Annotated in this window: 11 protein-coding genes, 1 tRNA gene and 1 pseudogene; 8 read left to right on the forward strand and 5 right to left on the reverse strand. The window is 41.4% G+C overall.

Annotated features, from left to right (window positions below; genetic code table 11):
* The first annotated feature begins 5 nt into the window (after positions 1 to 5).
* Positions 6 to 455 carry a YlqD family protein gene (locus V7K31_RS00925; protein ID WP_334832538.1) on the forward strand — a complete coding sequence of 150 codons (450 nt, stop codon included), beginning with the start codon at positions 6 to 8 and terminating at the stop codon, positions 453 to 455.
* Between the two features lie 48 nt (positions 456 to 503).
* Here the strand turns inward: V7K31_RS00925 and V7K31_RS00930 are convergent, their stop codons facing one another.
* Positions 504 to 1,028: a hypothetical protein gene (locus tag V7K31_RS00930; RefSeq protein ID WP_335092042.1), complete on the reverse strand. Its 525-nt coding sequence runs from the start codon at positions 1,026 to 1,028 to the stop codon at positions 504 to 506.
* A 226-nt stretch (positions 1,029 to 1,254) separates the two neighbouring features.
* Here V7K31_RS00930 and V7K31_RS00935 point away from each other — a divergent pair, with 226 nt between their 5' ends.
* Complete coding sequence (locus V7K31_RS00935) at positions 1,255 to 2,559, forward strand: dihydrolipoamide acetyltransferase family protein (protein ID WP_335092043.1); 1,305 nt, start codon at positions 1,255 to 1,257, stop codon at positions 2,557 to 2,559.
* Positions 2,560 to 2,763: 204 nt separating this feature from the next.
* Positions 2,764 to 3,654, forward strand: coding sequence for an Rpn family recombination-promoting nuclease/putative transposase (locus tag V7K31_RS00940; protein ID WP_335092045.1), 891 nt, complete (start codon positions 2,764 to 2,766; stop codon positions 3,652 to 3,654).
* Here the strand turns inward: V7K31_RS00940 and V7K31_RS00945 are convergent.
* From V7K31_RS00945 to V7K31_RS00955, 3 genes are all read right to left on the reverse strand, one after another.
* Positions 3,651 to 4,475: a class I SAM-dependent methyltransferase gene (locus V7K31_RS00945; protein ID WP_335092046.1), complete on the reverse strand. Its 825-nt coding sequence runs from the start codon at positions 4,473 to 4,475 to the stop codon at positions 3,651 to 3,653. The two genes, V7K31_RS00940 and V7K31_RS00945, sit on opposite strands and share 4 nt — an antisense overlap.
* 106 nt (positions 4,476 to 4,581) lie before the next feature.
* On the reverse strand, positions 4,582 to 5,481 hold the full coding sequence (locus tag V7K31_RS00950; RefSeq protein ID WP_335092048.1) for a helix-turn-helix transcriptional regulator: 900 nt from the start codon (positions 5,479 to 5,481) through the stop codon (positions 4,582 to 4,584).
* Positions 5,482 to 5,618: 137 nt separating this feature from the next.
* Positions 5,619 to 6,800 (reverse strand): RtcB family protein, encoded by a 1,182-nt coding sequence (locus tag V7K31_RS00955; RefSeq protein WP_335092049.1) that lies wholly within the window; start codon positions 6,798 to 6,800, stop codon positions 5,619 to 5,621.
* 301 nt (positions 6,801 to 7,101) lie between these two features.
* On the opposite strand from V7K31_RS00955, the pseudogene V7K31_RS00960 reads away from it, so the two are divergent.
* From V7K31_RS00960 to V7K31_RS00970, 3 genes and pseudogenes are all read left to right on the forward strand, one after another.
* Positions 7,102 to 7,305: pseudogene (locus tag V7K31_RS00960) on the forward strand (methyltransferase type 11); the annotation flags it as partial.
* On the forward strand, positions 7,302 to 8,009 hold the full coding sequence (locus tag V7K31_RS00965; protein WP_335092050.1) for an HAD family hydrolase: 708 nt from the start codon (positions 7,302 to 7,304) through the stop codon (positions 8,007 to 8,009). The pseudogene V7K31_RS00960 and the gene V7K31_RS00965, both read left to right, overlap by 4 nt.
* Positions 8,010 to 8,095: 86 nt before the next feature.
* Positions 8,096 to 8,168: transfer RNA gene (locus V7K31_RS00970), tRNA-Ala, on the forward strand.
* 889 nt (positions 8,169 to 9,057) lie between these two features.
* Here the strand turns inward: V7K31_RS00970 and V7K31_RS00975 are convergent.
* Entirely contained in the window at positions 9,058 to 9,186 is a 129-nt protein-coding gene (locus V7K31_RS00975) for a hypothetical protein (RefSeq protein WP_335092051.1), read from the reverse strand.
* 335 nt (positions 9,187 to 9,521) lie between these two features.
* Here V7K31_RS00975 and V7K31_RS00980 point away from each other — a divergent pair, with 335 nt between their 5' ends.
* Both V7K31_RS00980 and brxC read left to right on the forward strand, forming a co-directional pair.
* Positions 9,522 to 10,115 carry a DUF1788 domain-containing protein gene (locus V7K31_RS00980; protein ID WP_335092052.1) on the forward strand — a complete coding sequence of 198 codons (594 nt, stop codon included), beginning with the start codon at positions 9,522 to 9,524 and terminating at the stop codon, positions 10,113 to 10,115.
* Positions 10,112 to 13,639, forward strand: a complete 3,528-nt coding sequence (brxC, locus tag V7K31_RS00985; RefSeq protein ID WP_335092053.1) for a BREX system P-loop protein BrxC — start codon at positions 10,112 to 10,114, stop codon at positions 13,637 to 13,639. The genes V7K31_RS00980 and brxC overlap by 4 nt, the downstream gene beginning before the upstream one ends.
* Positions 13,640 to 13,715 lie beyond the last annotated feature (76 nt).

The raw sequence follows: 13,715 nt of genomic DNA on the forward strand, positions 1-13,715 counted from the left end.
TATTTATGGATGTCTCCAAATCTAATTTGCTCCTGAAACGCGTCGTTAACGTCAAAGTCATTGTTACTCCCCTCTGGAAAGAGGAAGTACAACAGCAGCTGCAAACGCAGATCAATCAAATCGATCAGCAACTGCAACAGCTAGAAGTCGAAGGACAAAGAGCGGTGGCGGCAATTCAGAAGCAGAGTCTGCAACCACCTGGTCCCCAGACCCTCCAACAAATTGACAATATCCAACTCCAGGTCAATCAAAAGAAAAGTGAACTGTTAGAGCAGAAGAATCAGTTGCTGCAAAACCTCCAGCAAGTGCAGTTTCTCCAGCAAGATCAGGAAGTGAACCAATTCCAAATGGAAGGCTTTTTCCGGGTAGAAATCGGTGATAACCTGATTAGCAAAATGCAGGTGGAAATCGTTCTGCGCGATGGCGTTGTCGAAGAAATTCGCGGCGACATTTAAATTTGTCATTTTTCATTTGTCCGTTGTCATTTGTTTTATGACCGATGACTAATGACAGATGTGATTTAACTTGAGTTTGGAGCGGCTCCCAGCCCAACATTCTACCTGGGAGCCAGCCCAAATAATTTGCCACACTGGAGGAGAGCTAATAAAAAGCGATCGCCCAAAGGTAGTCATCTCAACTCGATATTTAACTGTCCCAAGTGAATCATTACCCCGATTGATTTCCGTAATCGTCACAAAAGCCTGATTTCGTTGCGGATAAACTACCTCTACCTTTCGCGTTCCTGCCACTGATGCTATGTCGTCAAAGGCATTTAGGGCGAGGGTAGCAGGATCACCACCTTGGAGAGATGAGTTGATCTTTTCTAGAGGTATAGTTTTATAATCGGAACGCTCTGAGTATGCCACAACCTCTTGAGACTGATGCATTGCTGTCACCTGCTGGGTTTGCCCATCACTAGTCTCAATAATCAGTGCAGATGGCTGGCCTTGGATGATATAAACTCCAGCGCCAGCAGTGGCAAAGATACCTAGTATCACAATCAAAAAGAATTTCAACTTTGCCGACATAAAAGTAAACAGGAATTTCAAATAGGTTTATTACCAATTTTGAATTCTAGATTGAACTGTATCGCATAGTCATTAGTCATTAGTCATTAGTCATTAGTCATTAGTTCCCAATGCCCAATGCCCAACCAAAATAAAAAATCTCCAGTCTAAAACTCTCCCACCAAGATACAATTCAATCTGACAAAAGCTGTTAAAGTCCATAAACCATTGATTCCCAAACCACCCTATGAGCATTCACGAAGTATTTATGCCGGCGCTGAGTTCTACCATGACGGAAGGCAAAATCGTCTCCTGGGTGAAATCGCCAGGGGACAAAGTGGAAAAAGGCGAAACAGTGGTGGTTGTAGAGTCAGATAAGGCAGATATGGATGTAGAAACCTTTTATGAGGGATTTCTTGCCTATATCATAGTTGAAGCTGGTGAAACTGCCCCAGTCGGATCTGCGATCGCCTTTATTGCCGAAACGGAAGCTGAAATTGAACAGGCCAAATCTCTTGCCAATTCCGGCGGCGGGGCTGCTACTACTACCTCTTCCCCCGAACCAATCCCCGCTACCACAGCCTCAGCTGCAACACCTGCCTTAGCGTCTCAAAACGGGTCTAACCACAAAGAAGGAAGGCTTGTAGCTTCACCCCGCGCCCGTAAATTAGCCAAAGAACTCAAAGTTGATTTAACTACACTTGAAGGTAGTGGCCCCCACGGTCGCATTGTCGCCGAAGATGTAGAAGCATTGTCCAATCAGGGCAAACAACCCGCTACTGCCCCAGTTGCCCCACCAGCACCCGTACCAACCAGCGCTCCAGTTGCACCCCCAGCACCTAAGACACCAGCACCCACAACCGTAGTAGCGGCTGTTCCTGGTCAAATCGTGCCTCTAACTACCTTCCAAAATGCCGTAGTGCGGAACATGGTAGCTACCATATCCGTGCCCGTCTTCCGTGTAGGTTATACAATTACCACCGATGGATTAGACAAACTTTATAAACAAATTAAATCCAAAGGCGTGACAATGACAGCGCTACTGGCGAAAGCTGTAGCGGTAACGTTGCAAAAACACCCATTGTTAAATGCCAGCTACTCAGAGCAGGGTATTGTTTATCATTCTGATATCAACATTTCCGTAGCAGTAGCGATGGATGATGGCGGATTGATTACGCCTGTGCTGCAAAATGCCGACGCAGTGGATATATATTCTCTATCGCGTACTTGGAAGTCTTTGGTAGAACGTGCGAGGGCAAAACAATTACAGCCCCAAGAATACAACAGTGGTACTTTTACCCTGTCAAATTTGGGGATGTTTGGCGTAGACAAATTTGATGCGATTTTACCGCCTGGACAAGGTTCAATTTTAGCGATCGGGGCATCCCGTCCGCAAGTGGTAGCAACACCCGACGGTTTATTTAGTGTACGGCAACAAATGCAAGTCAATATTACTTCTGACCACCGGATTATTTACGGTGCCCATGCTGCGGCGTTTTTGCAAGATTTAGCGAAATTGATTGAGATGAATCCTCAATCTTTGACAATGTAATTTTGAAAAGACACCAAGTTTAAATGTTAGCGCTATCTGCGAACAGCAGTTTGTCGTAGAGTAGCGCTAACAACAAACAATAACCAATACCAATTCAAAATTAAGAAAGCCTGATTTAATCTGGATTTCCTTCTTTTGTATCTGTCACATTTTTTTTAAAATTGGTATAAACTTAAATTTATTTATGTCCCAACTGATATCAAAGTGACATACGACAATACCCTGAAATATCTGGTTGAGCAGTATCCAGAAGATTTTATCCGCTACTTACTCGCATCTGAGGCAACAGATATCCAGATTCTCAAAACAGAATTAAATCAAGAACCAATTCGTGCCGATTCAGTAACATTTTTGCAAACTGCCAATCAAATACTGCATTTAGAGTTTCAAACCTTACCAGCATCCACTCCACCCTTGCCACTGCGGATGTTGGACTATTGGGTGCGGCTATATCGACAATACAATTGCGATATCGAGCAGGTAGTGATTTTCCTTAAACCGACAACTTCAGAAGGTGTATTTGTAAATGAATTTAATGCCCGCAATACTACCCACCGTTACCGCGTCATCCGAATCTGGGAAGAAGATCCAGAACCGTTAATGTTATCTCCTGATTTATTACCTCTGGCAACTTTGGCGCGAACAGATTCTCCTCAACGCTTACTTCAACAGGTAGCAGTTCAGGTGAGTATGATTGAAGAAGCAGCCACTAAGCAGAGTATTTCGGTATGTACCCAACTACTAGCAGGGTTGGTATTTGAGCCAGAACTCATTCGTCAGTTTTTGAGGAGAGAAGATATGAGAGAATCTGCCATTTATCAAGAAATTCTCCAAGAAGGACTTCAAGAAGGGAGAGAACAAGGTATTGAACAAGGCATTGAACAAGGTATTGAACAAGGTATTGAACAAGGAAGGCAATCAGAACTAAGGCTAGTGATACGTCTATTAACTCGTCGGCTTGGTTCAATTAATTTTCAGTTACAATCTCGTTTGCAAGAGTTGTCCCTAGCTCAGTTAGAAAACTTAGGTGAAGTATTACTAGATTTCGCTAATGAGGCTGATTTAATGAATTGGCTAAATACAATAGAAAATTAGAGTTTGCTCAAAACCTTTCTACCAATTACAAAAAAAGTCAGATTTTCATACCAAGCTCCTTGCTCTGTCGCTTCTGCATCAATTTTTTGACGATACTCTGCCTTTAATTCTGTCATTTGGTCTGATGAAACTTGTAACAAGGGATTTTCTTTGGGATGAAACCATCCTCCATTCCATTCTTTAGCTTGCTCTACATTGCGATAGAAACCTAGTTGTTGGGTCTTCACTTGAATATCTTTAAAACCAGCTTCTGCAAGCAGATGATGACACTTTTCAGGAGTGCCTGTTGCCTCATTGATATTTGTTAGCAAAATATTATGTTTGTCACAAATATCGATGATGAGTGGCGCTCCACAAGATTCTTCAGAGCAACAAGAAAAAGCTACAACTCCCCCTGGTTTGAGAAAACGATACCATTTACGTAGAGCAGCAGGAATATCTTTAAAATACACTATTGCTGTAGAGCAAAGAATTACCTCGAAACTCTGATCATTGAAGTCGATATACTCAGCATCAGCTTCAATGAGTTCGATATTTTGCAAGTCTAGTTCTTCAATTTTATGTTGTGCTTGAGCTAGCATCCCTGAAGAAAAATCTACTCCAGTTACTTTTCCTTCGGAACCGATAATTTGTGAAACAGCAATGGCAATGATACCTGTGCCAGTTGCCATATCCAATACTTTTTGTCCCTTTTGCAGTTGAACTAAATCTAGTAGAGGGAGAGCGCGATGAATTGTATAATCGTTGTCATAGCTAGTTCTGCTATCGAAGAAATCAATTACTCTTTTCTTATACTGTTGTTCGTATTGGCTATTTTGCATGATATTCTCGATTTCACTGGTCAATTATGAGAATAAATTGTGAGTGAAACTTCTGTCTTCTGAAAACTTGCTTTAAAAATGTTTAAATCTTGCAAAATCCCAAAATTTATATAATTTCTCTATATGCTTTGGGTGTGATTCCTACATGCTTACGAAAAAGGGTAGTAAAGTTGCTTTGGCTAGAACAGCCTACTTGAAATGCAATTTCGATAAGAGATAATTGAGTATAAGTGAGTAAAAACTTAGCTCGTTCAATCCGACATTGAATGACGTATTGATGTAGAGAAATACCCATTAAACGTTTAAACCAACGACAGAATGAATAAGAACTCATATTCACTAGATTAGCCAGTTCTACCAGCGTTAATTCTAGTGCTAAGTTGTCATAAATATAATCAATTATCTGCCGTAATTGGCGCTCAGAAAGATTAACCTGAAACTCTGCAATTAGTTGCTGTGTTGCAGAATAAGTTTTGAGGAGATGGGCTGCTAGAGCGATCGCAACTGATTCACCATATAATTTACCAGATGGACATCCGGCTTCAAGCTCTGCTTTGAGTGCCATTCCCAGATGAAGAATTTGGCGATCGCAGACTCCGCGCTGTGGGATAATTTCAATAGTGCGATAGCTCCGAACGATCGCCTCATCTGCTACTCTCTTAAATAGACTGGAATCAAAAGAGACTAAGAGAAATTTTATTTCCTGGTGCCAACGGGCTTGAGTTGGAATCCCCTTTGGAGTGACATTAACTAAACCTCTCCTCATCTGCGTACTGTGCAACCTTCCACCGGCTAGTCGCCAGTCTATTTGACATGAATTACCAAGCCAAATATTAATGCTGTGCTGCTGTAAGCAAAGCTCTGGACATTCAAAGGCAGGTAAATGGTGCTGTTCAAGCACAATCCCATTCCAGTAATTAGTGCTGGATAAAATAGGAGGTTTGCTGCTCATTGGCACAAGATTTCCACTTGCCACAGGAATGGCTGAGAGTTGTTCAGATTTCATGTTGCCTAATCACTTGTGAGCTACTACAAAAAAATAGTAGCATCACATTGAGCTACTTTTGATTATCGTCTTTAATCCCTGAATTTTTCCTATATTTAAAAAATAAAAAGAGTGGGCATTGCCCACTCTATATTAATTTATCCTTTCACACAAAGAACTTGTTTGAGTGTTGCTACAACTTCAACCAAATCTGCTTGATTTTTCATAACTTGTTCTATCGGTTTATAAGCACCAGGAATTTCATCTAACACACCCTCATCTTTACGGCATTCTACGCCTTGAGTTTGCTCAATCAAATCATCAAGTGTGTAGACATTTTTTGCCTTATTTCTAGACATCAAACGCCCTGCACCGTGGGAACAAGAACAAAAACTCTGGGCATTACCTTTACCCTTAACGATGAAAGACTTTGCACCCATCGAACCAGGAATAATCCCATAGTCTTCAGTCTGGGCGCGGACTGCACCCTTACGAGTAACGTATACATCCTCGTCAAAATGCACTTCTTTTTCGGCATAATTGTGATGACAATTAACCTGCAATAAAGGTCTAGTTGCCTTCCCACCTGCTAAATGCTTCTCGACAATACGCTTAAAACGTGCCATCATCACATCGCGGTTGACACGCGCATAGTTTTGTGACCATTGCAAATCGTGCCAGTATGCTTGGAATTCTGGCGTACCAGCGACAAAGTGAGCCAAATCAGGGTCAGGCAATTTATTACCTGCCATCTTTGCTAATTCTCTAGCTGTGTGAATATGACACTGGGCTAGTTTATTGCCAATGTTGCGCGAACCAGAATGCAACATCAGCCAAACTTGATTCTCGGTATCAAGGCATACTTCAATAAAGTGGTTTCCTCCACCGAGAGAACCCATCTGTTTCATCGCTTTACTTTGTAGGTCTTGTACGCCGCGATGCAAGTCTTTAAAATCATCCCAGCATTGCCAGTTGCTAACAGATTTTTCAACGTCTTTGTTTTCGTTGAATCCAGTAGGAATTGCTGCTTCAATATCCAGGCGAATTTTCTTCAGTTTACCCTCTAATTGTTCGGCGGTAAATGCTGTTTTGATAGCGCTCATCCCACAACCAATATCCACACCAACAGCAGCCGGTATAATTGCCTGTTTGGTCGCAATTACAGAACCAACTAAGGCACCTTTTCCTAAGTGAACATCTGGCATCAAGGCTATGTGCTTAAATACAAATGGTAGGGATGCCACATTCTTTGCCATCTTGGTTTCTTGTGGACCTAAAGAGTGATTTGCCCAAGAGAAGACAGGTATTGGTGTGGTAATTTCTAACTTTTCGTAGGGCATAATCTTTCCTATTTTGGATTTTAGATTTTAGATTTTAGATTTTGGATTGGGTATATGATATTGATAATTATCACTATGGTTTATAAACCATTACCTAGTTAGTTGTAGCAATTTAAATGTTATATTGTCTTTCATTTGGCTGACTCAATTTTCGTAAAGCTGAAGAACTACTTTTAGAAGTAATTTTGAATACTACAAATGTAACTGAATAAATTACAAACGTCAAGCCGATCGCCACGGCAATCAGATATGATTACCAGAACTACTAATCAGGGTGTCGTTGCCTAAGCTCGCATCAAGTGAGTATGCTACTGGTAGCGTGGAAGCAAATATGGGTGCAGTCGGATTTGAAGCTGTGCGATCGCAAGATGTATGGTGGATAAATCAGGTAACTAGCGGCGTTAAACCGATCGCAACTGAAAATATCCGTCGGTATGCTCCCACATCAGTAGATAATAATGATTTGGAGGGACTTGGATCTCCAGCGTTTGGCATAATGGCATGAGTTTAAAGGCAGTTCTCTTTGATTTTAATGGTGTGATCATTAACGATGAGCCAATCCACCTGCAACTGATAGATGAGATTCTCATTGAAGAAAATCTCCAACCCCAACGGGTTGATGAGCGTCAAGCTTCTTTAGGACGTAGCGATCGCGCTTGTTTTGGGCAATTACTCGCTAATCGTGGTAGAGTTGCTAACGAAAGCTATTTAAGTCAGTTGCTGTACCGGAAAGCACAAGCCTATACGGTGGAACTAGAGAAAATAGAGAAACTGCCTTTATATCCAGGTGTAGAAGACTTAATATTTCAAGTGCGCTCGCGGAATCTGAAACTAGGATTAGTCAGTGGCGCTATTCGCAAAGAAATAGAATTGGTACTCCATAGAGCTAAACTGGCTGAATATTTTAAAATTATCGTCGCGGGTGATGACATCACCACCAGTAAACCAGAACCTGATGGTTATCTACTAGCAGTAAAACGCCTAAATAAAGAATATCCTGAATTTAACCTTCAACCATACGAGTGTCTGGCAATTGAAGATACCCCAGCAGGTATCGAAGCGGCGAAGCGATCGCAAATGCAAGTTGTTGGGGTAGCGAATACATACCCATTCCACATGCTCCAGCGCTGCTGTAACTGGACTGTTGATTATCTCAGTGATTTGGAACTCGAACGGGTACAGAAGGTTTATTCCCAAAAACAGCCTTAGCAATCGGTAACTGAATGTTAGAATATTATATGGTGATAATGTATTGAGTTAATGAGTAATATTACTCTTGACTTAGCACTAATTAAGGGGAATTAGCTCAGTTGGTAGAGTGCTGCGATCGCACCGCAGAGGCCATCGGTTCAAATCCGTTATTCTCCATTTGGACATTCGCACATTATATGTCGCATTTCGCAAATTAATGTCGTTTTTCTCAAATTGATGTCGCTGGGACTATTTTTCGGAGTCAATTCGATTATCCTGAGTTTTCGCAAATTAATGTGGTTTTATCTTACCATTGACTACACAATAAGTTATTAATCCAAGTGCATTATTCGATTATTTATATTTGTTCGATCGCAGCACTCCTTTCAACCCTCCCATGATCAGCCCTACTTTATAACCATTTTAAAGTCTTATTAAGACAAGTTAACAACCTATAGCAGTCGCCACAATTGTTAGGACATTTCTCTATTAAGAGTTCCCTTGAGATCAAAATATGATGTCCTAACCAATATGTCCGTTGCTATATCTTCAACCCACCCCTAGTCGGGATGGTAATTGAAACAAAGGTTAGGAATTTGGCGCATTCTGTTTCTGAGCTTTGTGACGTTCGTGAGATAGGCGTTGTTGTTGTTGTCGCTGACGATTCAGAAGATTGTAGTTTTCACCAAGTAGTTGTTTGACACAAGGAAACGAGCAGACTCTTCAAAATCTCTGGTAATTGGGTCAACCCATTTTTGATATTCTTCTTTGGTGAGTTTTAGTTGGAATACTCTTAAACCACTCTCCCTAGAAGAACTATTCCCTCAAATCACCACAGAGATTGACTTTTCTCAACAACAGTTAGGCGTAGTAACTGAAGGTTTCACAAGTGCCTAAAACGGTTGACAACAGCTTTGATCCTAGAGCTAATCATTTGCTGCGTTTGATTCGGTTTTGTGGTGGTTGCGTTCCGTTACATCGTTTGTAATTTGAATTCTCTAATGAAGTCAATAGAGCTTTTATTAATAAGTAATAGTACTTGTATTTATGCTCAAAGTCTGGTTATTCAACAGAATTTTTGGGCGTGCGATCGCATCCTTGTTCCATCTCCAGATTTACTCTTATCAGCGCCCGTCTTCTGTGGATCGCCAAGGAAAATGCCTTCAATGATTAGACAGTCAGGGTTTTTTTGCAAAATACTGTTTCCTTTATCTTGCAAAAATTATTAGGCACTATAATACTTTACCCAGAATTGAGAAAGACTGAAGTTTGTCTCAAAACTCAAATACAGCAAACATTTATAAAAATACAGATTGAGAACCGCCTATTTAATCAGTAAATATACAGTGCCATTTGTATAACGTTCGAGTAACCTTGATAAAAGTCATCAAGGAAACTGTATTGCTATGTATATAAATAACCACTTCAAGGCAGCAAAGCCATCTGTGTGGTAATGTTCACATTTTTGTTAAAAAATTTACTTCATTATTGGCTAGAACTGAAAAAACATAGTGGTGAAAGGCGAAATTAATGCCCACATTGAGTATTAATCAGCGTCTTGATGCACTACTTCCAAAACTACAAAATGCAGGACTACTGAGTAACCGTGGCATCGGTAACGAAATTGGCTTTTATATTTTTGACTATGATGCTGAATATGAACCACTGGTACGGCAGTACGTTGAGCGCTTAAAGTCGCAATTGATGAGTCCACCCAGCCAGCTTATTTTGCTGGAAATTGACCTTTATAGAACTATCCTCGACATCTTGTCACAAAGAGGGGTACTTCAAAAAGCTCTTGAGTTGGAAGCTATAAAAGGAAACGCTGCTTTAGCTAAGACCATTGCGCCCCTTGTCCGGTCTGACCAGATTATTGCTTACATCAAGCAAAAACTTAAGGGTGATGAACAGCTTGTAATCATTACTGGCGTTGGTCAATCGTGGCCTCTTTTACGATCGCACAGTATTCTAAACAATCTACATCCAGTACTAGACAAAATTCCCTTAGTAATGTTCTTTCCTGGTTCTTACGATGGGCATGAATTACGCCTGTTTAACACCTTTAAAGACGATAACTACTATCGGGCTTTCCCTCTAATTCCCCATCAAGAACACCACCTATGAACGTCGCCGAACTCTTCCAAAAAGACATTCACCGTAACATCAACGGCGTAATTAAAGTTGGGCAGCAGGACAACGAGAATATCCGTCAAGAATTGGAAGAGTACGTCGTCACCCATGAACTAGATAAGCACTTTCGGACATTCTTTGAACGCTATACCAGCGCTATAAGCAATCCCACTGACAAAATGGGTGTATGGATTTCTGGATTCTTTGGCTCTGGGAAATCCCACTTTTTAAAGATTCTGTCCTACCTGTTGGCCAATCAACAACTGGAAAGTAGCTGTGCCTTGGATTATTTTGATGAAAAACGCATACCTGATCCGATGTTGCGGGCCTTGATAGAACAGGCGGCACGTAGTTCAAGTGATGTGATTTTATTCAATATTGACTCCAAAGCTGATGCCAATAATAAAAACGATAAAGAAAGTATTACCAAAGTCTTTCAAAAGGTCTTTGATGAGCATTTGGGATACTTTGGGACGGTTCTCCCCATTGCCGAGTTTGAACGTCAACTAGACCGCCAGGGCAAATATGCAGCTTTTCAACAAGCTTTCTTGGCAGAAACTAAGTTGGAATGGAAGGAAAACCGAGATGCTTGGGGTTTTTATCAGGATGCGATCGCTAGTGCATTACAAACTAGCACAGGTATGAGTGCAGAGGCGGCTAACCGCTTACTGGATTTCGGCGAACAAAATTATACCCTGAGTCCAGAGCAGTTTGCCCGGATGGTAAAGCAGTATCTCGATAATAAAGGACCTCAACATCGTTTGATTTTTATGGTGGATGAGGTAGGACAGTATATCGGTGAAGACAGCAAACTGATGCTGAACCTACAAACTGTTGTCGAAGATTTGGGTACTTACTGTTTGGGAAAAGCTTGGGTGGTGGTAACATCCCAAGAGGCAATGGATGAGATTACCAAAAACAAGATTAAAGGCGAAGATTTTTCTAAAATTATTGGTCGTTTTTACCGCCCACTGAATTTGTCTTCTGCTAATACCGATGAGGTAATTAAGTTACGCTTGCTGGGCAAAACTGATGCTGCACGGGCTGGACTGGAGGCTTTGTATAGCCAGAAAATTGCTATTCTGAAAAACCAAATTGCTTTTACTGACAGCGCCGATATGCCGGGATATAGCAATTCTCAAGATTTTATTGCTGCTTACCCGTTTGTCCCTTACCAGTTTAACCTGTTACAAAAGGTTTTTACTCAAATTCGCCTCATGGGTTCTGCGGGAAAACACTTAGCATCAGGAGAGCGATCGCTATTGGATGCGTTTCAAGTCGCATCCCTTGCAGTAGCAAGAGAACCCCTTGGTGTTTTAGTTCCGTTTCACACCTTTTACATGGCAGTTGAAGGCTTTTTGGACGGCATCATTAGTCAGGTGATTATTCAAGCCCAGCAGAACCCCCAACTCCAGTCTTTTGATATTGAACTGCTAAAAACCCTGTTCATGGTCAAGTATCTTAAGGAAATCCGGGCAAATTTAGATAATTTGACTACTCTCAGCTTAAATAATATTGACCAAGATAAGCTAACGTTGCGCCAGGAGGTAGAGAAAGCGTTAGGGCGCTTAGAACGTCAAACTCTAATCCAGCGCAATGGTGATGAATATATTTTCCTGACCCATGAGGAGCAAGATATTGGCAGGGAAATTAAAAACACTCAAGTTGATTCAGAAAAAGTTCTCAAAGAATTACAACAGCTTGTCTGGGATTCAATTTACACTGATAAGGAACTGAAATACACCCAGCGTCATCGGTATCCATTTAACCGTAAGCTGGACGACCAAACTTTTGGACATCAAACTAACGACCTAACTCTGCATATTGTTACCCCCTATGTTGCTATGCAGGATGATGCTTTCTACATTGGCACTACAGGGGGAGGTTATGAGGTCTTAGTGCGACTGCCTGATAACCAGCGCCTATTGGATGACCTCAACATCCTAGTTAAAACAGATAAATATTTAAATCTGAAAAGTAGCGGCAACAACGCCCCTAGCATCCAAAGAATTTTAATCTCACGAGGAGACGAAAATAGCAAGCGTCGTCAGGAATTGAAAGAAATCCTGGAGGAACTGATTGCTAGTGCTGATGTATTTGCCTGTGGTAGTAAGTTAGATATTCGCAACCGAGACGCTAGGAGCTTGCTAACTGAAGGTCTTAAATATTTAGTAGATAATGTGTATCAAAAACTCAGTTACGTCAGTAGCGGTTTTGAAAACGAAGACCAAGTGAGCAATGCCTTAACTCGTGACACTCAAGAGCAGGATATCACCGGACAAGCTGCTAACGCTGCTGCTCATAGTGAAATGCGAGCTTGGTTAATGGAAGAAACTCGTCTTCACCGCCAAGTCAGTATTCGAGCATTAGGAGATAAATTTGCGAGGCGTCCCTATGGTTGGTCAGAATTCGATACTTTGGGAGTAATGGCGGAACTTGCTAATAAATGTGTAGTGGAACTGCGACACGCTCAAGGTAATGTTAATCTGCGTGAAAAGGGTCTGGTGGCTCAGTTGCGATCGCGCAAGGGAATGGAGCAATATACCATCCGGCTTGCAGATATAATTGACCCAGCTAGCTTGAAGATTGCTAAGGATATAGCCAGTCATTTGTTCAATAGCAAAGTGTCTAGCGATCCACAGTTGCTTTTTGATGATTACAAAAAAGTTTTAAAAGAACGTTGCAAAGAATTAGAGGGCTGGTTGACCCAAGCTGAGGGCGGGCTACCTTTTGAAAAATTGCTGCAAACTAACTTAACACTCCTGCATGACTTGCTAGCAAACAACGGTGCAGCTGAATTTTTCGGATGTTTCCGCTTGCGTCGAGATGAAATAGAAGAGTATATCGAGGATGTGCAGAAGCTGCAATCTTTCTTCAACGTGCAAGTAAAGCTGTTCCAGCAAGCGCGTGATGACTTAAAAACTCTAGAACCAGAACTGCGTCACATCAATGATCCAGATTTGCTTAAGCGGGTAGATTTAGTCAAGCAAATTTTGGCAATATCTGACCCGACTACCAAGATTCCAGAATTAGCAATATTGCTCAAACCTGTTAAGGATAAGGTGCAGCAGGCGCTAACAAGTCAAGTCTACCAAGTGCAGACTAAAGGCAAAGCAATGCGGGAGAAATTAGCTGAGTATGTGACTTCTACTCACCAAGATATTTCTGCCCAGCTAGACCTCATAAATCTCACCCAAGATATTGATAAAGTTGTCACCTCAGTTGATCAGGTAGCAAGCATTGATTCCGCGATCGCACGTGAAAGTGAACTAGAAAACATCCTCCCACAATTGCTGCAAAAAGTAGATCAGCAAGCCAACGAAATCATCCAGCGTCAATCAAAAAACGGCAGTTACGGCCAAGCAACCTGTGTCAAACCCATAGTATCGGTGCTGGTTGCGAAAATTGCGCCTAAATCACTACTAGAAACACCCCAGGATGTTGATGTTTATCTAGAAGCTTTACGAAAAACCTTACTAGATAAGATTCACCAAAATTATCGCATACGTCTCGAATAAATCTGGCGGGGCGGCTCTCCTCATTTTTCTTACTTTATAGTAGCCAAAATAGTAGGAAATCAACATAAATCCTGGC

Source organism: Nostoc sp. (genome assembly GCF_036917675.1).
Lineage (GTDB): Bacteria > Cyanobacteriota > Cyanobacteriia > Cyanobacteriales > Nostocaceae > Nostoc.